22 protein-coding genes and 1 tRNA gene are annotated in these 25,993 nt (G+C 45.2%); 11 read left to right on the forward strand and 12 right to left on the reverse strand.

Going from position 1 to position 25,993, the window contains the following annotated elements; genetic code table 11:
- The first annotated feature begins 65 nt into the window (after positions 1 to 65).
- Both J6I44_RS16725 and J6I44_RS16730 read left to right on the forward strand, forming a co-directional pair.
- Positions 66 to 2,372, forward strand: coding sequence for an FUSC family protein (locus J6I44_RS16725; RefSeq protein ID WP_265767305.1), 2,307 nt, complete (start codon positions 66 to 68; stop codon positions 2,370 to 2,372).
- Positions 2,373 to 2,529: 157 nt separating this feature from the next.
- A complete protein-coding gene (locus tag J6I44_RS16730; protein ID WP_265767306.1) occupies positions 2,530 to 2,931 on the forward strand; it encodes a hypothetical protein in 402 nt (133 codons plus the stop codon).
- A 100-nt stretch (positions 2,932 to 3,031) separates the two neighbouring features.
- Here the strand turns inward: J6I44_RS16730 and J6I44_RS16735 are convergent, their stop codons facing one another.
- The 8 genes from J6I44_RS16735 to J6I44_RS16770 form a co-directional block, all read right to left on the reverse strand.
- Positions 3,032 to 3,280 (reverse strand): GIY-YIG nuclease family protein, encoded by a 249-nt coding sequence (locus tag J6I44_RS16735; protein WP_265767307.1) that lies wholly within the window; start codon positions 3,278 to 3,280, stop codon positions 3,032 to 3,034.
- A gap of 106 nt (positions 3,281 to 3,386) precedes the next feature.
- Positions 3,387 to 3,476 (reverse strand) — tRNA-Ser (locus J6I44_RS16740).
- A gap of 75 nt (positions 3,477 to 3,551) precedes the next feature.
- Positions 3,552 to 4,115 carry a hypoxanthine phosphoribosyltransferase gene (hpt, locus tag J6I44_RS16745; RefSeq protein WP_265767308.1) on the reverse strand — a complete coding sequence of 188 codons (564 nt, stop codon included), beginning with the start codon at positions 4,113 to 4,115 and terminating at the stop codon, positions 3,552 to 3,554.
- On the reverse strand, positions 4,116 to 5,483 hold the full coding sequence (gene tilS, locus J6I44_RS16750; RefSeq protein ID WP_265767309.1) for a tRNA lysidine(34) synthetase TilS: 1,368 nt from the start codon (positions 5,481 to 5,483) through the stop codon (positions 4,116 to 4,118).
- Positions 5,455 to 6,249: a biotin--[acetyl-CoA-carboxylase] ligase gene (locus tag J6I44_RS16755; RefSeq protein ID WP_265767310.1), complete on the reverse strand. Its 795-nt coding sequence runs from the start codon at positions 6,247 to 6,249 to the stop codon at positions 5,455 to 5,457. The genes tilS and J6I44_RS16755 overlap by 29 nt, the downstream gene beginning before the upstream one ends.
- Positions 6,250 to 6,278: 29 nt before the next feature.
- The gene (locus J6I44_RS16760) at positions 6,279 to 7,328 is read right to left on the reverse strand and encodes a bifunctional phosphoglucose/phosphomannose isomerase (protein ID WP_265767311.1); all 1,050 of its coding nucleotides are present in this window, start codon (positions 7,326 to 7,328) and stop codon (positions 6,279 to 6,281) included.
- A gap of 26 nt (positions 7,329 to 7,354) precedes the next feature.
- Positions 7,355 to 9,076, reverse strand: coding sequence for a phosphoenolpyruvate--protein phosphotransferase (gene ptsP / locus J6I44_RS16765; protein ID WP_265767312.1), 1,722 nt, complete (start codon positions 9,074 to 9,076; stop codon positions 7,355 to 7,357).
- Entirely contained in the window at positions 9,069 to 9,350 is a 282-nt protein-coding gene (locus J6I44_RS16770) for an HPr family phosphocarrier protein (protein ID WP_265767313.1), read from the reverse strand. Before J6I44_RS16770 ends, ptsP begins: the two co-directional genes overlap by 8 nt.
- A 163-nt stretch (positions 9,351 to 9,513) precedes the next feature.
- Between J6I44_RS16770 and gatC the strand changes: the two genes are divergently transcribed.
- On the forward strand, positions 9,514 to 9,801 hold the full coding sequence (gene gatC, locus J6I44_RS16775; protein WP_265767314.1) for an Asp-tRNA(Asn)/Glu-tRNA(Gln) amidotransferase subunit GatC: 288 nt from the start codon (positions 9,514 to 9,516) through the stop codon (positions 9,799 to 9,801).
- A gap of 80 nt (positions 9,802 to 9,881) precedes the next feature.
- Positions 9,882 to 12,380 (forward strand): glycosyltransferase family protein, encoded by a 2,499-nt coding sequence (locus J6I44_RS16780; RefSeq protein ID WP_265767315.1) that lies wholly within the window; start codon positions 9,882 to 9,884, stop codon positions 12,378 to 12,380.
- Between the two features lie 400 nt (positions 12,381 to 12,780).
- Here J6I44_RS16780 and J6I44_RS16785 read toward each other — a convergent pair whose 3' ends face one another.
- Both J6I44_RS16785 and J6I44_RS16790 read right to left on the reverse strand, forming a co-directional pair.
- A complete protein-coding gene (locus J6I44_RS16785) occupies positions 12,781 to 13,560 on the reverse strand; it encodes a sulfotransferase family 2 domain-containing protein (RefSeq protein WP_265767316.1) in 780 nt (259 codons plus the stop codon).
- A gap of 144 nt (positions 13,561 to 13,704) precedes the next feature.
- Positions 13,705 to 14,535 (reverse strand): glycosyltransferase, encoded by an 831-nt coding sequence (locus tag J6I44_RS16790; RefSeq protein WP_265767317.1) that lies wholly within the window; start codon positions 14,533 to 14,535, stop codon positions 13,705 to 13,707.
- 90 nt (positions 14,536 to 14,625) lie between these two features.
- Here J6I44_RS16790 and J6I44_RS16795 point away from each other — a divergent pair, with 90 nt between their 5' ends.
- From J6I44_RS16795 to J6I44_RS16810, 4 genes are read left to right on the forward strand one after another with little or no spacing between them, the layout of a single operon-like run.
- Positions 14,626 to 15,546: a glycosyltransferase gene (locus J6I44_RS16795; RefSeq protein ID WP_265767318.1), complete on the forward strand. Its 921-nt coding sequence runs from the start codon at positions 14,626 to 14,628 to the stop codon at positions 15,544 to 15,546.
- Between the two features lie 32 nt (positions 15,547 to 15,578).
- A complete protein-coding gene (locus J6I44_RS16800; protein WP_265767319.1) occupies positions 15,579 to 16,463 on the forward strand; it encodes an ATP-grasp fold amidoligase family protein in 885 nt (294 codons plus the stop codon).
- Between the two features lie 23 nt (positions 16,464 to 16,486).
- On the forward strand, positions 16,487 to 17,980 hold the full coding sequence (locus J6I44_RS16805; RefSeq protein WP_265767320.1) for a lipopolysaccharide biosynthesis protein: 1,494 nt from the start codon (positions 16,487 to 16,489) through the stop codon (positions 17,978 to 17,980).
- A gap of 8 nt (positions 17,981 to 17,988) precedes the next feature.
- Positions 17,989 to 18,975, forward strand: coding sequence for an NAD(P)H-quinone oxidoreductase (locus J6I44_RS16810; RefSeq protein WP_265767321.1), 987 nt, complete (start codon positions 17,989 to 17,991; stop codon positions 18,973 to 18,975).
- A 180-nt stretch (positions 18,976 to 19,155) separates the two neighbouring features.
- Here J6I44_RS16810 and J6I44_RS16815 read toward each other — a convergent pair whose 3' ends face one another.
- The gene (locus J6I44_RS16815) at positions 19,156 to 19,683 is read right to left on the reverse strand and encodes a transposase (protein WP_265767322.1); all 528 of its coding nucleotides are present in this window, start codon (positions 19,681 to 19,683) and stop codon (positions 19,156 to 19,158) included.
- A 143-nt stretch (positions 19,684 to 19,826) separates the two neighbouring features.
- Here J6I44_RS16815 and hisS point away from each other — a divergent pair, with 143 nt between their 5' ends.
- Together hisS and J6I44_RS16825 are read left to right on the forward strand one after the other, a co-directional pair.
- Positions 19,827 to 21,086, forward strand: a complete 1,260-nt coding sequence (gene hisS, locus J6I44_RS16820; protein ID WP_265767323.1) for a histidine--tRNA ligase — start codon at positions 19,827 to 19,829, stop codon at positions 21,084 to 21,086.
- A 21-nt stretch (positions 21,087 to 21,107) separates the two neighbouring features.
- Positions 21,108 to 22,115 carry a hypothetical protein gene (locus J6I44_RS16825; RefSeq protein WP_265767324.1) on the forward strand — a complete coding sequence of 336 codons (1,008 nt, stop codon included), beginning with the start codon at positions 21,108 to 21,110 and terminating at the stop codon, positions 22,113 to 22,115.
- 134 nt (positions 22,116 to 22,249) lie between these two features.
- Here the strand turns inward: J6I44_RS16825 and nhaA are convergent, their stop codons facing one another.
- Entirely contained in the window at positions 22,250 to 23,614 is a 1,365-nt protein-coding gene (gene nhaA, locus J6I44_RS16830; RefSeq protein ID WP_265767325.1) for a Na+/H+ antiporter NhaA, read from the reverse strand.
- Positions 23,615 to 24,023: 409 nt separating this feature from the next.
- On the opposite strand from nhaA, the gene J6I44_RS16835 reads away from it, so the two are divergent.
- Positions 24,024 to 25,865 (forward strand): cation:proton antiporter, encoded by a 1,842-nt coding sequence (locus tag J6I44_RS16835; protein ID WP_265767326.1) that lies wholly within the window; start codon positions 24,024 to 24,026, stop codon positions 25,863 to 25,865.
- The last annotated feature ends 128 nt before the right edge of the window (positions 25,866 to 25,993 follow it).

Below are 25,993 nucleotides of genomic sequence, written 5' to 3' on the forward strand. Positions count from 1 at the left end.
AAAGATATTTAGTTCTACATTGCCCATAACTTTTATCCACATTTAAAGGATTTATTATTTAATCAATGAAAGCCAAACTCCGCCAGGCATTCCATAATCTACGGGAAGTATTTCGGGATGAACAATTCTACCTGAGCCTGCGGCATACGGTTGGCGCTTTCATCCCGCTTATCCTCTGCGAATTACTGGGCTATGAATCCATTGGATTGGAAATGATGCTGGGTGCTTTTTTTGTGTCTGCCGTGGATATTGCCGGGACCTTACGATCCAAAGCCACGGCCCTGATTGTCACTACGGCCATATCGATCACCATCACATTTAGTATTCTTGTGGTAGGCAACAACCTGATTCTGATGTTGCCGTTGCTCTTTATCTTCATCTTTGGCCTGGCTTACATCTCTCCGTACAGCTTGCGCTACACCCTGATGGCCGTTATGGGATATATTGCCATTATTCTTGCCGTAAGCATGGTAGGGCGGTTTAGCAGTATGGATGGGATCCTCAGGCACTGCTTTCTTCTACTCTGTGGATCCCTTTGGTATTTTGTTTTTGCTATGATTATCCACTGGTTCGCCCGATCCAGAGAAATTAATCGTCGCATAGCAGAGTGTACCCGGCAGACGGCACAATATTTTCAACAGCGGCTGGAGCTGTTGGAGCCCGAAACAGATCATACCCAAGGCCTTCTTGAATTAGCCCGTCTACAACAGGAGCTTAGTGAAACCCAGGAAAGCGTTCGGGAACTGTTATTTAGCGATACCTCCATGCTGTCCCGGCGTAGTTCCGAGCGACGGCGTTTTTATCTTATTTTCATCGAGTTGGTGGACATGCATGAATTAGCCATGGCTACGCCCATTGACTATCCCAAAATCCGGGAGCTGCTGCATCGCTACCCCGAGTATAATATCATTCATTCTGTTATAAGCCGCATCAACCAGGAGATGCATAACCTGGCGGATATTTTGCTCCATGGCGCAAAATATAAGGGTCACCTTCAGTTAGAAGACGAGCTGGATCAACTTCGAAATCAGCTTTTGGCTCTCAAAAAAAGAGTTATGCAGGAAGAAAGTAAGGATGAAGAGGCCTATCACACGCTGCGGCGTATTGAATTGTACCTGCATCAACAACTCCAGAAAGTGGAGGTTATCCAGAATGCGGTTTTAAACCGCAAGACGTATGATGATGCAGATATCAAGCAGTTAGCTTCAACGGATGTCTCCACTAAAGACCTCCCACAGTTTGTTACTCCTAACCCATTAAACTGGAGTAGTGTAGTAGATAATTTTGGTTTCGAATCCAGTTACTTTCGGTATGCTTTACGTACAGCAACAACAGCGGTTGTGGGCTATGCTTTGGCTGACTTTCTACAGTTCCAAAATGTCTATTGGGTGCTGTTAACCGTGCTGGTGGTGATGAAGCCCGGGTACGGCGTTACGCGTGAACGATTTTACCATCGCATTGTCGGAACCCTGATTGGAGCACTCATTGCCTACGGTCTTTACCAGCTGGACCCCGGCCGCTTTATGTCCCTAACCATTTTTGGTATTTCTCTTACCCTGGCCTTTACTTTTATCATCCATAACTATACCGTGGCCTCTTCTTTTTTTACGATCTTCGTAATCTTTCTGTATAGTTTTCTGAATCGTGAAATCCCCTCTATGGTTGTATTTCGCGTGGTCGATACGCTTTTGGGCGCAGTACTGGTGATTGGGGCTATCCGGTACCTCTGGCCCTATTGGGAGCATCAAAAGTTTCCCAGCCTGCTGAGGAAATCATTAATTACCAACAAGCTTTATCTCCAAAAAGTACTGGACCATCTATACGAGGGCACCTTTAATGAAACCGAATACCGGCTGGCCCGCAAAAAAGCCTATGTGGATATGGCAAACCTGGTATCCTCCTACTATCGGCTGATCAGTGACCCCAAATCCAAACAAAAGAATGCTAAGCCTTCGTATGATCTGGCCCTCTTAAGCTATATGATACTCTCAACCACCACTTCGCTGGGTGTTTTTGTCCAACAGCACCGGCGGCAGTCCTTTGATTATAACGAGTTTCATTTAATTGGAGAAGGGATTCTTACCAATCTTGCTTTGGCCATTGATAAACTTCAGGATACGACCGATTTCCAGCCGTCCCCCTCTGAAGTAGAAAAGTGGGATAATATAGAACAGGCCGAAGATGATCTGGCCCGGCAGCTTCGGCAACTCAAGCAACAACTCCAAAAACAGCCTTCCGAACAACAAAATGAGACCTACGTTAAATATGCTCAAATTAATTATCTGAGCCGTCAGCTGGGCTGGATGCTTGAATTAAGCCGTACCATTTCCGGACATACCCAGCAGTCTGACCAACAACAAGTAACAGCATAAAAGAAGCTCTACTTACAGTTGTCATCCCAGGCATAAAACAGAAGTAATATTACCCAATTTATATCTCTTGGATGGGAATCTATTTCCAGCTAACTTATTCTGGAGTTGCTTATTAAAGGATTAAATACTTTTGGGCGGGAAAATAAAAGGGGGACTTATGATCAAGAATATAATTGCTGTCGTCATTGGTATTATTGTCGGAGGGCTGGTCAATATGGGGATTATTATGGTGGGTCCATCTATCATTGCACCTCCGGAAGGCGTAGATGTGACGAACATGAATGATCTTCAGAAGTCTATGCACTTATTTGAAGCTAAACATTTCATTTTTCCGTTTATTGCTCATGCATTAGGGACACTCATTGGGGCGCTGCTTACAGCTAAAATTACGGTATCTCATAAGATGATGCTGGCGATGATAATTGGAGTCTTCTTCCTGATAGGAGGCATTGCAAACGCCTTTATGCTTCCAGCTCCTATGTGGTTTATAATCATGGACTTGCTTGGAGCTTATCTGCCGATGGCTTGGCTGGGATGGAAACTATCGAGGCAAGAGTAATACATAACAAAAAAGGCTTTATTGCAAGTCACAATAAAGCCTTGAGTGCGGAGAGAGAGGGTCAACTACGCTAAAGCTTCGTTGACCTTGGATTAAATCCTTAATCTGACTGTAAAATTCGTTTCATTAATATAGCCTTACCCGAGCCGGTCTTAAAATAGCTCTCTAAACTTTTTGCTTTCTGTTTTGAATTGACGGCTACATATGCCTCAAGCTCAAAAGGCTTATAATGCTTTGTCGACTGGACCTTCCCTTTGTTATGATCCCGAAACCGTTTTTTAAGATTTTCGGAATATCCAATGTAACGCCAATCGTAATCCTTACTTTTAAGAATATATACGTACCACATAATATCTTCTCTAATTAAAAAAAGCTTCGCCCAACAAACTCTAATCGAGCCCGTTAAACGAAGCTTAAGTTACTCGCCTGCGCTCCGAAGCTTTAACGCAGGAGTGCGGAGAGAGAGGGATTCGAACCCTCGATACCCCGTTGGGGGGTATACTCCCTTAGCAGGGGAGCGCTTTCGACCACTCAGCCACCTCTCCAAGAGAAGTCGCAAATATAAGCCCCTTTAGAAATATTATCAATGATTAATTTGATTTAATTTCTAGAACAGCTTGCTATTCCTCTTCTCCGTCTAAAATATAAATTTGTGCAAGGTTCCTCCCCTCCTGGGCATAATCAAGTCCATATCCAAGAACAAACAGCGTAGGGATCCGGAAGCCTACATAGTCGAGTTGTACATTATGATGGGTCGCCTCGGTTTTATGTAAAAGAGAAACCGTTGCTATAGTCTCCGGATTCTTAGCCTGCAGTTTATCAACAATATATTTCATTGAAAGGCCGGTATCTACAATATCTTCGACCAAAATAACGTGACGCCCTTCGATGTTGGCATCAATATCTTTAAGGTCAGTAACCTGGCCGGAGGATACTTTCTCATCACCATAGCTGCTGAGCTTTAAAAAGTCGACTTCGCAGGAAATTTCAACTTGCCGCATTAAGTCTGAAAGAAAAATATAGGCTCCATTTAGTACACCTATAAAAATAGGATTCTTTCCTTCATATTCGGCTGAGAGTTCTTCTCCAAGTTCTTCGACGCGCCGTTCAATTTCTTTTTTGGTAAGATATATGCTAAACGATTCCCCATTACAGCTAACCGTTTCGGGCTTATAAAATGACATCTATACTTTTTTACTGTATGTAATTTTCATGCACTGCACCGTATCAGCTTCCCATTTCACATGGTCGGAGATAGTGCCGACAGAATCACGATTTTTAATTGGCGGAAAGATAACAGCACAGATAGTTTCTTCAAAAGATTCTATGACCAGAGCCTCATATCTTCGAGCCGTACTTATTTTACGGTTCGTAAGATGGTCTGACACCAGCTGATGCCCCTCCATGCCCAGCGGCTGAAAACGGTCTCCCTGTTGCCATCGTCGCAGGGTCAACGGCCAGCTAAGCTTGGCCATATCCAGGTATAAGTTATCTTCTTGGTATGGAGAGGCGCAGGCCTCAACCGAAAACTCAAGGAAACCTGCAATATCTACTGTCTTTGTAATATCTTCTTGGTGCAATTTAACAGCACCAAAATGCTTCTTTTCTTGATTGATAACTACATATTGATCACGGTCTCGCAGCAAGAAATATTCTTCAGTAAGCTGAATCGCCTTCCCCGTCTGGAGGCAAGGAAGCTGATCCAGTTGATTCAATGCTGGCTTGGTAATTTCAGTATCTGGATCTCTTTTTTTTAGTAAATGAAGGATAACGGCTTTCTGTACTCCCAAAGCGAGGCTATGGAATTCCTCCCGATCGACTTTCTCATCCTGGGTTATACGATTGCTAATCCAATCTATTGACTGATCAAAGTTTTCTGCCTGTTCGGCAACTTGAAGCACATTCTGCTCCCAGCCGGGGAAAAAGTCAGAAAGTTCCGCCAACCATTCGTTCCTCAAGAAATTACGGGCGAAATCGGATTCTAAATTTGACTGATCTGTTCGGTATGGAATGCTGTTTTCTTCCACATATTCTGCGACCTGTTCCCGGGAAAATCCTAAAAACGGTCTGAAGAGTTTTCCATCCCATACTTTCATCCCCGACCAGCTTGCCAATCCTGCGCCACGAAAAATCTTCTGAATCACCGTCTCAACCTGGTCATCGCAATGGTGAGCAATTGCAATACCATCTGCCTGCTGTACTTCCATGATTTCTTCAAAAAAATGGTATCGCTTATCACGGGCCCACTGCTGGAAGTTCTCTCCCTCAGCTCCGGCAGGATCTACTCCATAAATAGCACAGTCAAAATCCCATTGTTGGCAAACATCGGTTACAAGCTCAGCATCTTTATCCGAGGCTGTGCCTCGCTTTTTATAGTTAAGATGTACCACATGAGCAGCAATATTAAGCCGATGAAAAACATGTAGCAAGGCCATGGAATCCATGCCTCCGCTTACGCCTATTACGAAACGAACTCCACCCTGATTCTTAAAATATGTGCCCAAGTGTTGTTGAACCGTCGTTTCAATCGGTGACAATCCGGATTTGTTCATGAGAAAAAGATTCAATTCCACCTTCATGATTCAGTAAAAGCAGGCGCCCTGTTTCATTGATTCCCAAAAGTTTATAGGAATCTTGCTTCATCGCACCATTGACCTTCAGACCAACCCACTGGCCATAGCCATCGATTTTTCGGTTAATATGTATCAACAGTTTGGCCTGGTTCTGGTGCCACAGGCGATATTTATGTTCAATACGTGCCAGCAGGTTGCTAAGTAACTCCTCCCGCGCGATCTGCTTCTCCATTTCTATCTGCAAGGATGTTGCTTTTTCAGACAGTTGAGCCGCATACTCTTGCTGATTAACATTTAAGCCTATACCAATGACTAATCGTGCTGGTCTATTTCCAATGAAAACGGCTTCCGTAAGCAGGCCTGCCACTTTCTTCCCGTTAACCAACACATCGTTGGGCCACTTTATCTTTGTGCAGGGCTCTTCACTAATACTTTCCACTTGCTCTACCAAAGCCAATGCACAAGCCAGCGTAAGGGTATGAAATCCATCAGACGTTTGTGGCTTAAAAACCATCGAGAATGTCAGATTCTGCCCGGCTTCTGAAATCCAATTTCTATCGTATTGTCCACGTCCACCGGTTTGATTATCTGTCAACACAACCATACCGGGCTCTACATCATCAGCATCGAGCTTTTTTATATGGGTATTGGTGGATGGAAGCGATCTAAAATATCTAAAATCACGACCCAGCCATTGTGTAGATAAATGGCTCTCAAAGTCAGACAGGTCAAAGGTAGTACTCAAAATATCATCTGTTTGTTGCAATTTGTTGATCAGGTTTCTGCCAGTTTGCTTTTTAGCAGGTCAATTTTAGTAACGGGAGTGGGATCGGTATTGCTTAGCATCGCAAGATAAAAACTGGTCCAGTCTGCCAGCTGAATGAGTGAAAACATGCGGGCCAACCTGCTTTCTCCCCGGGTACCGAGCACATGCAACGAAGCGGTTTGGCCTTCTACCATTTCTTCAACAATAGCCATTCGCTTCTTAACCCGTTCATGGTCTTTATTATCCACCAGCAAAATCAACGAAAGTCGTCCTGTTAGATGGGCAATCCGGTCCCACCCTACAATTTCATTATGCGTCATCTCGGGTAGCGTGTTGCCATACGCCAGAGTTTTTGCACTTTCCTGAAATTGCTCGCGCCAACGCAGGTTAACCGGCTCCATAATAGTTGCATCGGAATAGATAATCGGTAATGTATCCTGAAGCTGGGTAGCTAAATCAAGAGCTTCGTTATCATCCCGATTGGAAAGCTGCTCATTTTCCTGGAGCATCAGCTGGTATGTTTCCTCAAGGGCCTCCTCCCCTTCATCCACAAAACCAAACTGTCGGAAAATATAAAACAGCGGCAGAAAGATATATCCCAAGGCAGCGCGGGGCGTCATCCCACTGGGTATTTTCACATAATCGAAATTTTCACTTGCTGCCTTAAGCATTAGGTTTCCTCCTGAGGTAATTCCTATGACTTGTGCTCCCCGCTCCCGGGCACTTGTAAGGGCTGTGAGCGTTTCCTCGGTTTTCCCTGAAAAACTGCACCCTATAACCAGCGTATCCTCTCCTACCCAGCCGGGGATCTCATAATGACGGACCACCTGAATGGGATAAGGACAGCAGTGGTAACAATAGGCCCGCAGAAGGTCGGCTCCTAAAGCGGATCCCCCCATTCCCACAAAACAGATATTGCGGACTGCGCTCTGGTCAACCGTAAGTTCAATATCCTCGCTAAGGTTCATCGCATCTTTCCACTGGTCCGGAAAGTTTAGCAACAGATCCCACATATTCTGGGTATCAACGGAATGAATAAACGATAGGTCTAAGCCCATGATTTAAATTTTTGTTCTTCTGTACTTTAAAAATTGGTGAATATTTCTTCGGATTCTGCAACAGTTGTACTCTCTAATACTTTTGAAGCCAATGCCTGCATATCCGAAATGCCGCGGGTACACAACGCTTGCTTAACGGCTGGTAAGGCTGATGGAGTCATGCTTAATTCTGTTATTCCCATACCCAACAGGCAGCAGGCTGCTGCAGGGTCAGAAGCTAATTCTCCACATACACTGACCGGAATTGAATGTTCTTTACCAGCATCGGCTACCTGTTTGATTAATTGCCACAAAGCGGGGTGCCGTTGACTGTATAGCCCGGAGATGCGTTCATTGCCACGATCAACGGCCAGCAGGTACTGGGTCAGGTCGTTGGTACCAATACTCAGAAAATCAACTTGTTTTGCAAAGGCCCGGGCCTGGATCGCCACATTGGGCACTTCCACCATAATGCCAATGGGGACGTTGGGATCAATCTCTTCGCCCTCTTTTTGAAGCTCTCCCTGCACTATAGCTACGGCCTTTCGAACGGCGGCCACCTCATCAAGTGAGGAAATCATGGGAACTAAAATGCGCAGGCGTCCGGGGTAGCGGCCCGCGGCTTTTAGGATGGCCCGAAGCTGTTGTTTCAGCACCGTTTTTTTATCCAGCAGCATGCGAATGCCCCGCCATCCCAGAAATGGATTTTGCTCTTGCTCGGCGACATTAAAAAGCTTGTCGCCCCCGGCATCGAACAAACGAATAATCACCGGATGGGGCGCGGTATGCTCCAATACTGATCCATAAAAAGTGTACTGTTTTTGCTCATCATCAAAATGGTCGCAGTGTAGATAAATTGATTCTGTACGCAACAAACCGACTCCCTGGGCACAAAAGCGCTCAATTGACGGAAGCTCGTTTTCAAACTCTATATTTGCCCGTAACGTGAAACCTGCTCCATCAACCGTTTCGTTCGGCTTATCACATACCTGTTGAATTTTGGCCTGCTTACGGGCCGCCTCGGTTATGATATCATCATACTTTTTTTGGGTATCGGTTGAGGGCTTAACAATTACTTTTCCCTGGTTCCCATCCAAAATGATCAGTTCATTGGCAGCAATGGATTTTGAAGCCTCCTCCACTCCTACAACCGTTGGTATCTGCATGGAACGTGCTAAAATAGCTGCGTGAGAGGTGATTCCACCGCGATCCATCACAATGCCACGAATATCATGCTCAGAAAACTCAATGACCTCTCGCGGACTCAATTCGTGTGCAACCAAAATCGCATCATCCGGTATTTCTCTGGTATCATCATTATCATTGACAAGCTGGATGAGTCGGTCGCGGGCATCTGCCAAGTCGAGGGATCGTCTTTTTAATGCTCCCTCCTGATGCTCCTCCATCAGGTCGATATAGACTCCAAAAACCTGGTCAATAGCAGCGTCAGCAGGTCGATTGGCTTGTTTAATCTCAAGTTCTACACGTTTTTTCAAATCAGGATCATTCAGCATCGCTACCTGGGCCTGCAATAGCTCAACGGCTTCCTCATCATCCTGCCCAGCGATCAAATCCTGCAGTTCCTGCTCCGCCACAGAGAGGGCCCTGTTAAACCGATTGATGTGTTGTTCTACATCCATATCCGGAATATGTCGGCCGGAAACCATAGGTCGCCTTCGCTTGTAGAGCCGAGCCTTACCAACGGTAATGCCGGGAGAGGCCGGTGCCCCAGAAAGTATCATTTCCTGCATGTCTGTCTGGTTATTCATCTTCCTCGTACACTTCACCAAATCCATCGTTAATTAATTCAATAATCGCCTCAGCAGCTTCTTTTTCATCAGGGCCATCAATTTCCAATTCCAGTTCAGCCCCTTGTTCGGCTGCAAGCGTCATCACACCCAGAATACTTTTCCCATTCACCTTATATCCGTACATGTGAATAAAAAAATCGGATTTATATCTACTTGCCAATTTTACCATTGCCGCCGCCGGACGTGCATGTAAGCCGGCTTTATTTACGATCGTTACTTTTTCTTTAATCATGTTGGCTCATGTTTATAGCTTAAAATGCTAATTATTGCGTTAACTATCCATGTATGGAAGAGCAAAAAACAAAAAACTCAACTCCATATTATTTAGTTGCCGATTCTGGGTATGTTTTATTAATTTACGCTTCATTTTGAAATGAATTAAATATCGAAATTTCATGTCTGTAAGCAAAAAAGATGTTAAATATGTAGCTGACCTTGCTCATCTGCAGCTCACGGAAGAAGAATCTGACTCATTGGTCCATGATATGAACCAGATTCTGGACTATATGACGACGCTCGAAGAAGTGGATACCTCCGACGTGGAGCCCCTCGAGCACGTTATCGACCTGGAGTATCGCCTCCGTGATGACAAAGCCGAAGCCCCCCTGGATCATAAAGAAGCGCTCAAGAATGCCCCCGACGCCGATACTGATTACTTTCGTGTGCCCCGAGTTATTGACTAATTCGGCTTCTCTGGGAACCCTGGATTTTAACCATGAGCTTCATCGGTTAACTACCTCTTTAATCATCATCTGACACTGATTTGAGTTCACCCAAACAGCCTCATTCCCTAAAAGAAGACTTCATTTCCAGATTATCGACGAATAAGCAGCATGGGGTCGCCCTGTTTATTTTGTTTTTGCTCCCTCTCTTGCTCTATTCGGCTATTTTCTTTGGAGATCAGCAGTTTATGGGCAACGACGTGCTGCAATGGCGCGCCGGTTCGGAATCTGTCATCAACTATATGGAAACCCATGATGGTGAACATCCCAACTGGGCCACCAACATGTTTTCGGGGATGCCTTCGTACGTGCTCCACAATCCGTCTTCGCCTCCGAATATTGATTCCCTGTTCAAATGGCTGGGCGGCAATACCAAGCCACTCACTTTTTTCTGGATTCTCCTCAGCGGAGCCTACTTCTTTTTTGTAATTCAGGGTGTTCGTCCCTTTTCATCGGCCCTGGGGAGCATCTTAATCGGCTTCACGACCTATCTGCCCATCATTATCGAGGCCGGCCACTACAGTAAATTTATGGCTTTTGCATTCATCCCCTGGATGTTTGTGGGCTATTACCTGGTATCCAGATCACAAAAAAAGCTGTTGGCCTTCTTTGTCTTCACCCTTGCCATGACGCTGCAGCTCCGGGCCAACCATCCGCAGGTTACCTACTACTTTCTCTACCTGCTGGGCATCTGGTGGATGTATGACAGCTGGCTGGCCTATAAAAAAGATGAGATTGCCCGTTGGCTTCAGCGCACCGGCATCGCTTTTGGAGCCGGCATCCTGGCTATCATTTGCAGCATTGATCTCTACTGGCGCCTCTACGAATATGCCCAATACAGTACGCGAGGCGGCTCTACCCTAGATGTTTCTTCCCAGGCCGGCGGACTTTCCCTCGAATATGCCTTCAGCTGGTCGCAGGGCGTTGGTGAACTCCTGACGCTCATTATCCCCGGCCTATACGGCGGCTCTTCCGGTGAAGCCTACTGGGGACCCAAAACCTTTACCAGCGGGCCACATTACCTGGGCGGTATTGCTTTCTTTTTAGCACTTATTGGATTTCTGAAATATAAAAAGAAGCTAAAATATCTCTTTTTTGGCGTGGGGTCGTTAACGCTTCTTTTTTCCCTCGGATACCATTTCCCCCTGCTCAATGAGTTCATGTTCAACTACATGCCCTACTTCAATAAATTCCGTACACCAGAGATGTGGCTTATTGTCACAGTCTTCTGCTTTTCAGTACTGGCAGTCTATGGCATAGAAGCTCTTATTGATATTGCTCGTAATAAGAAAGAGTCCTTAAAAGAACTATACCTGCCATTAGGTATTGCGGTAGGATTAGGCGTTATTTTCACCTTGGGAAGCAATGCTCTGCTTTCTTTTGAAAAGCCCGGTGAGTTTGACCAGTATGCCCAACAGTTGGCGCAACAAAATAATGTACAGCCAGACAACCCCCAGATTCAGCAAGGCGTCCAAAATTATATCAACAGCCGGCTAAAGCCCCAACGTAAAGAGATCGCCAACAGTGACTCTATGCGCTATCTCATTCTCGTGCTTCTGGCAGGTGGACTCGTTGTTGGTCTATTGAAAAGAAAAGTCAGCAAAGGCTATTTTCTGCTCGGTATTCTCTTGCTCACCACCTACGATATGCTTCGGATCGATGCCCGCTATGTCAATGAGAGCAGTATGGCTCCCGATCGGTTTGATACCGAACAGCGCATCCAGCAGCAACAGCAACCAGTGGATAAGTATGTCATGGAAAATATTAACAGCGGGGAGGGCTACCCCTATCGCGTCTTTCCGCTGATGCGTAACCCCTTCAACAATGCTATCCCGTCCTATTTTTATCCCACCATCGGGGGGTACACCGGTGCTAAGCTTGCTCACTACCAGGATATGATTGATCACCTGTTGATGAATGATCACTCCAGCATGAACGAACCTATTTTGGATATGCTGAATGTCAAATACGTGACGGCTCAACAGCAAATTCCTTTCACAGGATACACGGAAGTCTTCAGCCGAGACGGCCAGCGGGTTTACCAAAATGACGATGTCTTGCCCAAAGCATTCTTTGTGGATTCGGTAACGACCGTTGCTAGCCCACAACAGGCAGTCGATCGGATGAAGCCGGGCACCCATTTTAATCCTGCTACGAACGCTATTGTAGAAACCAGTGACCAGCTTACAGCTTCTACAGATTCAACAGCTACGGTTTCTGTCACTTCCTACGATGCCAAAACAATTGAGCTGGAAACGTCTTCTTCCAATGAAGGCTTCCTGGTGCTGAGTGAAATTTATTACCCCGCCGGATGGGAGGCGACCATTGATGGCGAACTTGCTACCATTTATAAAACAGACTTTGTGCTCCGCGGACTGCAGGTACCCGCCGGCGACCATTCAATCACCATGACGTTTGAGCCGGCCTCCAGCATCTGGGGACTCCGACTCGCGTGGATGGGACATATCCTCCTCTGGATTTCCGGCATTGGTGCTGGCCTGATGGTGTATCATAGGCGTAAACCATCAGAAGAGGAATAACTGTTCTTTGTTTAGGCTATTTCAAGAATCCACGCTTGAAATAGCGTTTAGGGTCGTCATTAAGAAAAACTGATAAGCGTGAATACATATCAGAGCACCCAAAGCATGATGTTAGGTCTTATACTCATTGGATGGGTAATTCAGCCCCCATACCTGGCAAGGAATTAAGTAATCTGAATTTGAGATAAGAGCTTAAAACGATAACGATCTTTGGGAGATCCCATCTTATTCTTCCCCTAAAGAATTGGGGGAAGAGATGCCTTATCAGCTTCAATCAATTATTAAAAAGTCCCTCTTCCTGCCCCCAGTAGGAGGAAATGAGTGGGTCAACATAGGGAAATAATCCGCCCTCTACGCGATTCATTTCCGATGAATAATAGAATACTCTCTCCAACTACATTTACTCAGAGCACAATTCGGTGTGCTTGGTGATAACATCATCCGAGCTGACATAACCTTCCAACAATTCATAATCTTCCCGGTAGAAATCAATGGCCTGATGCAGCGCTTCTTCGGACAGATCGGCCAAAGTAACGGTGGTCCCACCTGTTTTGCGGCGACGCATCTCCAAATCGGGCTTATATTTTCGCAGCATCTCAATCAGTTCGGGCATCTCATCCAGCGTATAAACGCGATCGAGGTATTCCAGCGAACCGTCCAAAAACTGTGCCTGTGGACGTGAATGATGTTCAATGCCCTTATTAACGCGCCGATAATCAGCCAGATGCTTAATAAAAGCATTGAGGTCTGGCCGTAGCGGAAGCCTAAACCGTTCCAATTTGCTGCGACTGGACTCTAAATCTCCCAGATCAACCACTCGATTGCGGTAACACGAAAGGAGTCGTTTTACGGGATCTCGCACGAGGGCAAATCGGAAGACCCCTTTTTTCTTTTGTAATGCTTGCAGGCTGGTAAAGGCATCGGGGCGCTTTTTATAATAATCGTGATGCTCTCGATAATCGCTAAATTCCGGGAGGTCCGCATCAAATCTTTTGCCAAACTCTATCTCATGCAGGGCATGTTTAATAGAGGTGCAAGCATTTTTGGGAATGGGGATATAGACAAGCTGCTGCTCGGGTAAATAAATTTGGTGGATTTGATATCCGGGAAGCCCCAGCTTACGGCAACTGTATCGCCAGTAGAGACTCAGATCATCAACAGAACGTTTTATGATTCCCATCGTAGTGAATTACAGTAATAGTTTCGGGATATAGAATACAAATGACACAGACATGACGGAATTTTGCAGAATAAATTATTATCTGTGAACATTAGCTTCATCCGCATTACCTGCGTTCCATAAAAATTCAGATGAATATATACGTTAACTCAAAATCGTACCTCCCAACAAACTTTTAACCTCTTTCCAAAGCCGATGAAGAGGTACCCAGCCACAAACATCCGTCAGTCTTGTAACTTTGCCGGTGGCCTTGCGAATATTGTACAGCTGGTATTTTCGCTGGGATTCATTCATTTTTTCTTTGTGCTTCTGGTAAAAAGCAAAATAACCATGGAGCTGGTCCCGTGGATTGGAAATACGCTCCCCTCCATGATCCAGATACACATTTTGCAGCGGCTTCTGCACATTTTTGATCGGACCGAATCGATCCGCCAGCCGAATCCACAGATCATAATCCTGGGCCGCTTCCAGCGTTTCATCGAAGCCACCCACTTCCAGAAGCCGTTCTCTTTTGATGAGCCCTTGGTTACCCACATAGTTGGTGTATAGCAGATCATCGAGGGTAATTCTTTTCTTCTTACGCCAAATAGGGCTGCCCTTTTTATATACCATCCGCACATCGGAGGTTACAAACGCATAGCCGTCCGAATAGGACTCCATGAGCACTTTAATACGGCCCTTATCCCATTGATCATCATCATCCAGCCCCGCTACAAATGCTCCGGATGCCGCTTCGATGCCCTGGTTTCGTGCCCGGCAGGCTCCCTGTGGCTGCTCATTGCGAAGATACTGGACCGACAACACTTCCTTATAATCATTGACCAGTGATTCCATCGACTCTTCTGAGCCATCATCCACAACCACCAACTCCAGCCGCGGATAGGTTTGCACCGCCACCGAATCCAGCGCACGAGGTAATAGCTCTTTTCGGTTGTGCGTCGTGACAATCGCCGAAACAAGGGGTGTAGTTCCCATCAGCAGTCACCATCGATATTATGGAAATTAGCATAATTCATCAGAAAAAATGTATTTTCAAGCTTTGGAAATATCGATCAATAGTTACGTATGTCGCACCGACCGGATGTTACATTTATTATCTGCACCTATAATCGCGCCCATTACCTGGACGATTCGCTCCAATCCCTACAAAAACAGGATTTAGAGGAGCTTCCCGCGGAAATACTGGTGGTGGATAATAACTCAACGGATGCCACACCGCAAATTATCGAACGACATCAAAAGCGGTATGCTAAAGATCCCAATCCCATCCGATATATCAAAGAAACAAATCAAGGGTTATCCCATGCGCGCAACCGGGGTATCCGGGAAGCCCAAGCACCATGTATTGTATTTCTGGATGATGATATTCGTGCCAGCGAAAGCCTGATCCCAGCCTGGTTGTCGTTTTTTTGCAACCAACCGCAAGCTATTGCCGGTGGTGGAAAAATCCATGTGCAGTTTGATGATCCGCGTCCCAGCTGGATGTCACACTTTCTGTTACCGTTGTTGGGCCATCACGATTTAGGAGACAAGCCCAAAACCTATCCCCAAAACAAATACCCTTTCGGAGGAAATATGGGGTTTCGTAAATCTATTTTTGACCAGCTCGGCCTTTTCCATACCGACCTTGGGCGAACAGGAAAAAAACTAAAGGCCAGTGAAGAAAAAGAGCTATTCCAGCGATTCAGAAAGCATGACATCAACCTTCATTATCTGCCCGATGCCATGCTCTACCACCGGGTAAACGACGATCGGCTTACCGAGGAATATATTCAGCGCCAAGCTGTGGGACTGGGCCAAAGTATAGCGCTGCAGCTGCATGATAATCCGAATCAAAAAGTATCCCAACTGATGAAGGAGCTTGGCAAATGGAGCGCAACCCTTCTTCTCTTTGTTGGGTACCTGGTAGCTTTTCAACCGGCCAAAGCCGTGATGCTCATTAAGTTTCGTAAATGGATTGCAGAAGGCTATCTTAGTTCCAGCTGATTGTTAGCGCTTAATCTCTGATGCATACTGCTATGAAAAACATCATCAAATTCCTGTTGCGGAAGTTTTTTTGGGGACTGGGAAGACACCTGTTGTCGGATGACTGGTACGCCAAGGTGCGATATTGGCTGGAGCTGGATGAATGGCCTGACCTCAAGCATCCCACAACGTTTACTGAAAAAATTCAGTGGATTAAGCTCAACGAACGCACCGCCGAACGTCAACGGATAGCAGATCGAACCAAAGTACGCAATTTTGTGGCAGATCGAATTGGAGAACAATATTTAATTCCCCTTATTGGCTGTTATAATACGCTGGATCCGACTACCTGGGAATCGTTACCTTCCCAGTTTGTACTCAAAGCCAATCATGGTTGTGGTATGCTCGCAATTGTTTTTGACAAAGAGGAAGAATCGTACCAGGAGGTCAAGCAACAGACTGACGACTGGCAGGCTACGGACTATTTTACGGTGGGACGCGAGTGGGTTTACAAGCAACTCCCCCGTACTATCCTGGCGGAATCACTGATCCTTACTCCCGATGGAGATATCCCCAAAGATTATAAATTCTTCTGTTTTGATGGAGAAGTTGCCCTTATCCAGGTGGACTACGACCGCTTTGGCGAACAGAAGCGCAATCTCTTTGATCGCGATTTTAATCGCATTCAAGGCCATCTGCTTTATCCACCGTACGAAGGCTCCATCCAGCCCCCGCCGAACCTTAAAAAGGCGATACAAATAGCCGAAAAACTGTCCAAAGGCTTTACTTTTCTGCGGGTAGATCTTTACCTATTGCAGGAGAGCATCTATTTTGGCGAGTTGACGAATTATCCGGGCAATGGCTTTGTCCCTTTTCAGCCTAAGGAGCTGGAGTTACAGATGGGCCAAAAAATAAATCTGGATATTCCTCCAAACTAAATTCAACCTAAGCGCATACTGTATTGGGCGTCATTATTCGACAGAGCATCCAAAACACCATTATCTCCTACCTCGGGGTGGCGCTGGGCTTTGTCTCTACCATTCTGCTTTTTCCCAATTTCCTGAGAGCTGAACAGTACGGTTTGACGCGTGTACTAATTACTACAGCCATGCTCAGCTCTCAATTTGTTCATTTTGGCGTGAAGAGTATCGTCATACGCTACTTTCCCTACTTCAAGCATTCACAATCCTCCCGGTATCGTTTTTTATCCCTTATCCTGCTCGTTCCGATGGTCGGGATGGTCTTATTCACCGTGGTCTACCTGCTTTGTGATGATCTGATTATAAGCTTATTCGACGACCCCTCTGGCCTCTTTCCTGAATATTATGCCTACTTAATTCCACTGGTCTTCGGCGTTCTCTTTTTTGAAATACTCAATAATTATGTGCGGGCGCTACAGGATTCCGTTACCGGCTCGTTTGTCAATGAAGTGTTCGTCCGGATACTCATCATCCTGCTATTGGTATCTTTTCACTACGACCTGGTAGGTTTTACGGGCTTTATGATCGGATTCATCCTCACCTATTGCCTGCAGCCTGTTTATCTGCTGATTTATCTATACCGCCGGGGAGAACTGGGTTTTAAGCTTCCAACTTTTGATAAACCCAAAAAGTTTATGCGAAGCATGGGCGTCTATGGCCTCTTTTCACTGCTTGCCGGCATGGCTACCCAATTGGTGGGCAATATTGACCAAGTGATGCTCGGGGCCATGATTGACCTCAAGAGCACTGCAATATATGCTATTGCTTTTTATGTGGGGTCCGTCATTGCTGTGCCCCAACGCTCGATCGTCAAAATTGCTTCTCCCCTGCTGGCCGACTTTCTCAAAGAGAAGAAGTTTGATGAAATTGACTCGCTCTATAAACGAACGGCGCTTAACCAGATCATTGCCGGCACGCTTTTATATGTGGGAGTCTGGGCCAATATGCACAATCTGATGGACCTCCTGCCACCCGAATACCGGGGTGGCAAGTGGATTATCCTGGTTATTGGTGCTGCCAAATTATTCAACATGGCCACGGGAGTTAACGGAAGTATTATCGCGAACTCCAAACACTTCCGTTTCGATCTGTACACCAACATAATGCTGATCTTTTTGACGGTGGGTACCAACTACATCCTCATCCAATATTACGGTATGCTGGGCGCCGCTATTGCCACCGCTATTTCCATCTTTATCTATAACTTTGTCAAATTTGTCTTCGTCTGGATAACGTTTGGGATGCAGCCCTTTCGGTGGAACGCCCTGGCCGTTCTTGGTATTGCAGTAGCCTGCCTGCTCATTTCTTTTCAAATACCCTACCTGTATAACTTTATTATCGATGTTCTGGTACGATCAGCGGTTATTACGATTCTTTTCACCGGCTCCATATTGCTTTTTAACCTCTCAACGGACGTAAAAAATCTGCTAATTAATATCTGCTCCCGAGTACAAAACTATTTTACCCCAACCTAATTGATGCTATGAAAGCGATACAAATTGTCAATCCCGGCAAGCATTCTGCGCTCGAAATTCAAGAGGCTCCAACACCCGAGCCAAAGCCACAAGAAGTGCTCGTTCGTATCCACGCCACGGCTATTAACCGGGCCGACCTGCTGCAACGCACCGGCAACTATCCCCCTCCAAAGGGCGCAAGTGCTATTCCCGGACTGGAGATGGCGGGCATTGTGGAAGAGGTGGGTCCATCAGTTACCCAGTGGTCGGTCGGTGATCGTGTATTTGGATTACTACCCGGCGGCGGTTACGCCGAATACTGCACGCTCCATGAAGATATGGCTATGTCCATTCCTGGGAACTTCTCCTTTACAGAAGCCGCCGCCATACCCGAGACTTTCTTAACGGCTTTCCAGGCATTGGATTGGCTGGGAAAATTGCAACAGAAAGAAACAGTTCTCATTCATGCAGCCGGCAGTGGAGTTGGCACCTCGGCTATACAGTTGGCAAAGCATCTTTATAAGGCGCGTATTATCGGTACCGCAGGAAAACAGCATAAATTAGATACGGCCAAACAGTTGGGCGCTGACTTCGCCTATAATTATAAAGAACAAAATTTTGCCCAAGAAATTAGCCGGGATATAGGTCCCGATTCGGTTAATCTGATTATTGATTTCATTGGCGAACCATACTGGCATAAAAATATGGACGTTCTCGCTGTGGATGGACGTCTGGTCTATCTGGCCTTCTTGGGAGGCCATAAACTGGAAGAAATGAGCCTCACTCCCATTCTTCGCAAACGACTTTCCATCATAGGTTCAACCCTGCGGTCACGAACAGTGGACTATAAAATTAACCTTTCTCAGGATTTCTCCGCCCAGACCCTGCCTCTCTTTGAAAATGGCACGATACGGGCCGTCATCGACTCTACCTTCGACTGGACCGAGACCGAAGCTGCCCATCAACGCATGCAGGAGAATAAAAATACCGGCAAAATAGTCCTAAGAGGCATCTGATTTGACGGGCCACAGATCAACACTGATTAAAACAAATAGAGTAGAGAATCAGTTATTATCTGTGTAAATCAGTGGCCAAAATTTCTATTTGTTAAAAATAAAGCGCTTAAACTCTGGCTCTTCCCCAAAATTCATCAAAAGTCCCAATTGGTGATAGGTATACGGCCCGTCGTGCCACTATCACTCTATATTCAGTTTATCATGCTCCCAATTCTTTGGGTTATCCTTAATATATTTTCGTATCCTGTTTAATTCTTCATGATTGCGAACTATATGATCATAATAATTTTTCTGCCAGACTTTATCACCCCGTTGTTCATTTAGTTCATTGATTTGCTTCGTAACAGCTGATTTATAAGATCTGACAATTGTTGGAAGCGATCCTCTAACAGGTTTTCCAAATCGTTCAGTAGTGACACGGCGCGCCGTGTCACTACTGGGCTTAAACAACTCAATGATCCCATGCACATGATTAGGCATCACTATAAATTCATCCAGTCGGACATTATTACGTAATTTTTCGGTTTTCCGCCATTCCTCTTCAGCTATTTTACCATATTCGTTCAATTTTATTTGTTCTTTTATAATTTTGCCAAAAAGATGAAATCTGTCAGCAACACAAATTGTTATAAAATAATAGCCGGATTTGGAATAATCGTACCCCTTTAACCGATGAACCTTTCTGTCATGTTTTCGAAATTTATTCATCAGCCTGTAATCTATGATTATCTGTGGCTTTACCAAGTAAGACCGAAATTCCATGTAATCCTTACAAAATTGACAAAGAATTTCTGTTAACAGACGCTTATCTTAGGGACGAATAATTTTTTACAATCGAATTCAATTAATTCATGGCGCAATCGACGTTTAGCACACATGTGGGAATGGTCGACATTCTTCCTGATGAAGTAGACAAATGGCAAAAACTGGAACGCATTATTCATGAGGAGGCTAAAAAATTCAATTTTGAAGAAATACGTACGCCTATCATGGAACAAACGGAGCTGATTGCCCGAGGCGTTGGTCAGTTGACCGACATTGTTTCCAAAGAAATGTTTGCCTTTGATCGGGGAGACGATCACTACGTACTGCGCCCGGAGTGTACTGCTCCTGTTGCCCGCGCCTATGTTGAACATCATCTGGATCAACGTGGGGGCTCACAAAACCTCTACTACATTGGTCCTATGTTCCGGGCAGAGAAGCCCCAAAAAGGGCGCCAGCGCCAGTTTCACCAGTTTGGGGCTGAAATTATTGGGGCTGCCGATCCCGCCGCTGATGTCGATATCATTGCTTTCATGATGTCCATCTATGACCGTGTAGGCATTAGCAATACAACATTAAAACTAAATTCCGTAGGTGATCCGGAAAGTCGTAAAGCCTACACGCAAGTACTGAAAGATCACTTTCGTCCCCACCTGTCGGAAATGAGTGAGGTATCCCAAGACCGGTTCGAAAAAAATCCACTGCGTATTCTCGACTCCAAAGAGGAAGAGGATCAACCTTTTGTCGAAGACGCGCCGGTGATTACAGACTTCCTGACTGACGAGACAGCAGAGCACTACAGCCGCGTTAAAGAACTGCTCACGGAACTGGATATTCCTTTTGAGGAAGATCCCTACCTGGTTCGTGGACTTGACTATTATACCCGAACCGCTTTTGAGCTTGTAAGTCCGGATCTCGGCGCCCAGGATGCCTTGGGCGGAGGCGGGCGGTATGACCTTCTTATCGAAGAAATCGGCGGACAACCCACACCAGCTGTAGGCTTTGCTGCGGGGATAGAACGATTGTTTATTGCCTGCGAAGAGCTTGATATCCAATTGGCGGAAGAAGAAATGCTGGATGTCTATATCGTTACCCTCGGTGATGAAGCTCGAAAATGGGGCATCAACCATCTTCCCAAACTTCGTGAAGCCGGCCTGTCTGCTTCTATGGATTATATTGGCCGTTCCATGAAATCTCAGATGAAAGACGCCGACCGGGAGAATGCCCGTCATGTCATCATTGTGGGAAGTCATGAGCTGGAGGCAGGCAAATTTGTACTCCGGAATATGAAAGAAAGCGAAGAAGAGGCCTTCACCTTTGACGAAATCTTGGAACGGTTAACTTCTTAATATCAACATAAAGGGAGAACTATGAGCAATAAGTCCAAATATTCATTTGTAGCCATAGTGTTAATCCTTGTCGCTATTCTTGGCTATCATTACTATGCGGCATCGCAGGCCGAGCAACAGATCAGGGCGCTGATTGAAGAACAGACTGCTGAAGCCGGCTCTATTTCCGTTCAGTATTCTGACCTGGATGTCACCCCCTTTACAGGTAAGGTCCGGTTCCAGGATTTAACTATCATCTTTGGCAATCATATAGAACGAGCCAAAGAGCTCACGGTTGATCTTTCCTATTTGGATGTCTTAGGCATTTATATTGGGGGAACGGAATATGGTCTTGAGCATATGCATTCCGCCGATGCTTTTCTCTCCAACCCATCCTATGTTAATAAAGAAAGCCTCCGACAGGTTGCTGCTGACAGTCTTCAAATCCGTTTTAACGGGCAGGCACTGGATGGTATTCGGGCAGCCATCACGGATACTGTTTTTACCGAAAATCAAAAACTTCATCTAAATGGCAGGAGGCTACGGCTTCAACTTCCCAAAACGTCTGTCACAAATTTTAAAGCTCAGACCTTCAATTATACTGGTTCAATACCTGCTGGAGAAGATAGTTTTTGGGAAGAAGGGACCCATGAAGTTTCCATGGATTCGCTGACGGTTACCCCGGCAGTATCTTTTCAGAACAGCTATGGATTCTTTATCCAGGGCTTTGGATATGCAACAGATGCTATTCCCTTCCAGTCGGCTGGTTTTAGCTCCACACCGCAGCCTCAGCCCGGTGTACTGCAATTCACCTCTAATTTAAAATCAGAGCTTGCTCTTGTTTCGGCAGAAGGCCTGTTAACGCTTAGAGAACCCCTTGGGAACTCTCCCCTGGAAGAAACGACTGTTACCGTCTCCGACTTTTCACCTTCCTTCCAGAAAGTCTTAGCAAATATTGAAAAACTTCTTTCCATCTCTCTGCCCCGTAAAGATAACGGGATTTTTATTCGCCTTAGAGGGACGTTATCAAATCCTGTTACCGCACAATAGCCTCCTTATCTCTCTCGGCGTTTAAATAATCTAAGGTACAACGCTTCCCCGCTCATCTTTACAGCAATAAAAAGGGACGGCCTGAAAACAAGCCGTCCCTGAAACTGTGATATTTCTTTATGTGAAGTCTTACCTTAGCCAGGCTGAACTTCTGTTTCATTTCCCTCAGGTACATCAAAAGGCTGTTGGGTATCAGCGCCATATTCTGGCTGACGGCTAAGCACAAAGTATCCAAGCAGACCACTTACAAGGGATCCCAACAAAATACCAATTTTACCAAACTCCAAATGTTCAAAGTCTGTAAACGAGAGGTTGGCAATAAACAGCGACATCGTAAATCCTATTCCTGCGAGCAGCGCTACTCCATAGACCGTCTTCCAGGTTTCCTTATTATCAACCAGATCGGTTAAGCCCAGCTTGGTGAGAATCCATGTAAAACCAAGGATACCGATCTGTTTACCAACAAAAAGCCCAACGGCAACGCCCCACGTCAACGGAGATACAAAGGCATGCCCTACCACCTCCGGATCAAAAACGACGCCGGCATTAGCAAAAGCAAAGACAGGCATAATCAAGAAATAAACCGAAAAGTGAAGCTTGTGCTCAAGCCTGTGTAAAGGAGATTCGGCATGTGTGACCGTCTCTTCCATATGATGCAGGGCCTGCCCCTTTGTGACGGGCATATCATCATCTGCAGCCTGTTTGAACAAGTCGAAACCTTCTTGAGCGTACTCTTTGAGCTTATCCAGGCTCCATCCACGGCTGGCAGGGATGACAAACCCTAATACTACGCCGGCTATTGTAGCATGGATGCCCGATTTTAAAACGGCCCACCACATGATAAATCCAATAACCATATAAATAGAAATCTTATTGACTCCCCTATAGTTCAGTAACAACAATACCAGCAAACAAATACCGGCAATGCCTAACGCCACCATGCTGATAGATTCGGTGTAAAAGAACGCAATCACCAGTACAGCAATCAAGTCATCAACAACAGCAATGGCAGTCACAAAGACTTTCGCCCATACCGGCACACGCGTTCCAAGCAGAGCAACAACCCCAATGACGAAAGCAATATCGGTAGCCATCGGTATCGCCCAACCGCTCATATTTTCAGTTCCCGCATTAAAACCCCAGTAAATGAGGGCTGGTAACATAGCCCCGCCGACGGCTGCTACAGCAGGTAATAATGCCGATTGTACGGTTGAAAGTTCACCATATTTCAATTCACGTTTGATTTCTAATCCAACCAGTAGAAAAAAGACGGCCATCAGACCATCATTAATCCAATGGTGAACCGATTCATCTATGGTAAGGTCACCAACCCCCAATTGGATATGCATTTCCAAAAGATGATGATACAATTCATAAAGAGGGCTATTGGCCACAATCAACGCAAGAATGGTCGCAAACATGAGCATCATTCCTGCCGCTGAGTCTTTTCTAAAGAAACCGGTTATTCTGTTAATTATAGTATTGCTATTATCTGCCACTGTCTTAGGTCTTAAAAATTCAATATTCTCTTAGTTCGGCTAATCTGTGAATATGGTGCCAAGGCACCGATATTAGGGTTTTTCTCATTTTAATCGACTTAATATCGGTAACTTGATATACTTTTGAAAGAACTTCCTCTGCTATTTTACCATCAGCGTATTACAATAGATGGGGCTCAGGAAGCTTTAAATAAAAAACCATATTTTCATCCTGTTCGTAGAATGATCTGAAAGAACCTTTAAAGGAATTAGAATTGCAAGAAAAGCTGACCTTTTTTAACATTTTTTTCACAAATGTTTTCCCAGATTTCTTTTCATATAAAGGTCAACCTTTTCTTTGAATTAAATATGGTTTGCTTATTTTTCTACCGATTTAGAAATAGCAACAACAGAAGTGATAAATTCGCCTATGGGTGAACATTTTTTAATTGGCATCGTTTGTGTAATACTTTTTGGAGTTGGCTCGCAATGGATAGCCTGGAAAACAAAATTGCCGGCCATCCTATTACTCCTTGTCGCTGGTATTATTGCGGGCCCCATTACCGGCCTGTTAGATCCAGATGCTTTGATGGGCAATTTACTTGCTCCTTTTGTATCTATTTCTGTTGGCATTATCTTATTTGAAGGAGGTCTCAGCCTTCGTTTTTCCGAGCTCCGCAACATCGGCGGGGCGATTATCAAACTTGTAAGTGTGGGGGTGGTGCTCACCTGGATTATTAGTACCCTATCCGCATTTTATCTGTTTGACATGAACATTCAGCTCGCTGTATTGCTGGGAGCCATCCTGGTTGTCACGGGGCCTACCGTTATCATTCCTCTTCTGCGGCAAGTGCGACCTACCGGACAGGTAAGTTCCGTGCTTCGGTGGGAAGGTATTGTCATTGATCCGATCGGTGCGATGCTAACGGTTCTGGTCTTTGAAGTGATTATTGCCGGTGGACTCTCAGAAGGAATCAGCCTGGCACTGTCCAGTATTTTCAAAACGGTCTTTTTTGGATCATTAGTAGGGTTAGCCGGCGCCGGAATTATCTACATCCTGTTAAAACGCTATTTACTGCCAGACTTCCTTCAAAACCCGGTAACGCTGATGATCGTGCTTGTCGTCTTTGCGGTCTCCAATACTCTTCAACACGAATCGGGATTATGGGCTACTACCGTGATGGGAATAGCCCTTGCCAATCAAAAATCGGCTCGCATTCACCATATTGTTGAGTTTAAAGAAAACCTTCGTCTGCTGCTCCTTTCCGCGCTTTTTGTACTATTAGCGGCCCGTGTAGAGCTGGCAAACCTTATTGGCAGTTTAAACTGGCAAATCTTAGCCTTCTTGCTGATCCTCATTTTTGTAGCACGGCCACTCAGCGTTTATCTTTCAACTATTGGATCGCAGCTCAATAACCGGGAAAAACTTTTCCTGAGCTGGATGGCTCCCCGTGGTGTTGTAGCCGCCTCTATTTCTTCACTATTTGCTTATGAACTGGTGCAGAATGGCTATGCTGAAGCAGGACAATTAGTACCCATCGTATTCATTATCATTATCAGTACGGTAGCTATTTATGGACTTTCCGCCTCAAAAGTAGCTCGTTACCTGGGGGTAGCAAAACCAACACCCCGGGGATTTTTGATGATTGGTGCCCACCAATGGGCCCGAGATATTGCAGAGTTGCTGCATGATAAAGGATTTAAAGTCCTGTTGGCCGACTCTAACTGGTCTAATATTAATAAGGCACGCAAAATGGGATTAAAAACCTATTATGGAAACGTGCTTTCGGAATATGCCATAGATGAAATAAATTTGGATGGCATTGGCAAACTCTTGGCATTGACGCCTAATGACGAAGTTAACTCTTTAGCGGTAATTCGATATAAGGAAATTTTCGGCACATCAGAAGTTTTTCAGCTTGCTGCGGCTACCAAAGCTAAACGAGCCGATCAAGAGGTTCCCGATAACTTAAGTGGACGTATTCTTTTTGATGAGAATCTAAATTTTGATAACATCTCCACCGCCCTTAAAAAAGGCGCTGAGTTAGAGCTTGTTGAAATAGAACAAACCCTCACACAAGAAGAGTTTGATCATAAAATAAAACACCTTACCCCTCTCTTCCTGATCAAAGCTACGCAAGAAATCAGGCCTTATACCGTTGATTTCGCCCCCCTCCCCGGCGAAGGAGATACGCTCATATGCCTTGGCAAAATAGAGGACAGTTATATAACGGGTTCAAAACAAGTACAGGGTCAGTCTGTGCAAAACTAAATATAAATACTTCTCCGCTGTAACTTTTTCTTACATTTGCTGGTATACATTTAATAGAATACGAAAAGTACAGATCAGCAGTCGCTTTTTTTATATATTTTTTAACATCATTGTGTTGTCTTAGTTTA

The sequence above is a fragment of the Fodinibius salsisoli genome (assembly GCF_026229185.1).
Taxonomy (GTDB): Bacteria; Bacteroidota; Rhodothermia; order Balneolales; family Balneolaceae; genus Fodinibius; species Fodinibius salsisoli.

Coding starts and splice junctions, on each gene's coding strand:
- J6I44_RS16730 (WP_265767306.1), top strand. CDS start 2,530: ATGATCAAGAATATAATTGCTGTCGTCATTGGTATTATTGTCGGAGGG.
- J6I44_RS16785 (WP_265767316.1), bottom strand. CDS start 13,560: ATGGGAATCATAAAACGTTCTGTTGATGATCTGAGTCTCTACTGGCGA.
- J6I44_RS16770 (WP_265767313.1), bottom strand. CDS start 9,350: ATGATTAAAGAAAAAGTAACGATCGTAAATAAAGCCGGCTTACATGCA.
- J6I44_RS16835 (WP_265767326.1), top strand. CDS start 24,024: ATGGGTGAACATTTTTTAATTGGCATCGTTTGTGTAATACTTTTTGGA.
- J6I44_RS16725 (WP_265767305.1), top strand. CDS start 66: ATGAAAGCCAAACTCCGCCAGGCATTCCATAATCTACGGGAAGTATTT.
- J6I44_RS16795 (WP_265767318.1), top strand. CDS start 14,626: ATGTCGCACCGACCGGATGTTACATTTATTATCTGCACCTATAATCGC.
- hisS (WP_265767323.1), top strand. CDS start 19,827: ATGGCGCAATCGACGTTTAGCACACATGTGGGAATGGTCGACATTCTT.
- J6I44_RS16760 (WP_265767311.1), bottom strand. CDS start 7,328: ATGGGCTTAGACCTATCGTTTATTCATTCCGTTGATACCCAGAATATG.
- J6I44_RS16815 (WP_265767322.1), bottom strand. CDS start 19,683: ATGAATAAATTTCGAAAACATGACAGAAAGGTTCATCGGTTAAAGGGG.
- J6I44_RS16735 (WP_265767307.1), bottom strand. CDS start 3,280: ATGTGGTACGTATATATTCTTAAAAGTAAGGATTACGATTGGCGTTAC.
- J6I44_RS16810 (WP_265767321.1), top strand. CDS start 17,989: ATGAAAGCGATACAAATTGTCAATCCCGGCAAGCATTCTGCGCTCGAA.
- gatC (WP_265767314.1), top strand. CDS start 9,514: ATGTCTGTAAGCAAAAAAGATGTTAAATATGTAGCTGACCTTGCTCAT.
- ptsP (WP_265767312.1), bottom strand. CDS start 9,076: ATGAATAACCAGACAGACATGCAGGAAATGATACTTTCTGGGGCACCG.
- hpt (WP_265767308.1), bottom strand. CDS start 4,115: ATGTCATTTTATAAGCCCGAAACGGTTAGCTGTAATGGGGAATCGTTT.
- tilS (WP_265767309.1), bottom strand. CDS start 5,483: ATGAACAAATCCGGATTGTCACCGATTGAAACGACGGTTCAACAACAC.
- J6I44_RS16825 (WP_265767324.1), top strand. CDS start 21,108: ATGAGCAATAAGTCCAAATATTCATTTGTAGCCATAGTGTTAATCCTT.
- J6I44_RS16790 (WP_265767317.1), bottom strand. CDS start 14,535: ATGGGAACTACACCCCTTGTTTCGGCGATTGTCACGACGCACAACCGA.
- J6I44_RS16800 (WP_265767319.1), top strand. CDS start 15,579: ATGAAAAACATCATCAAATTCCTGTTGCGGAAGTTTTTTTGGGGACTG.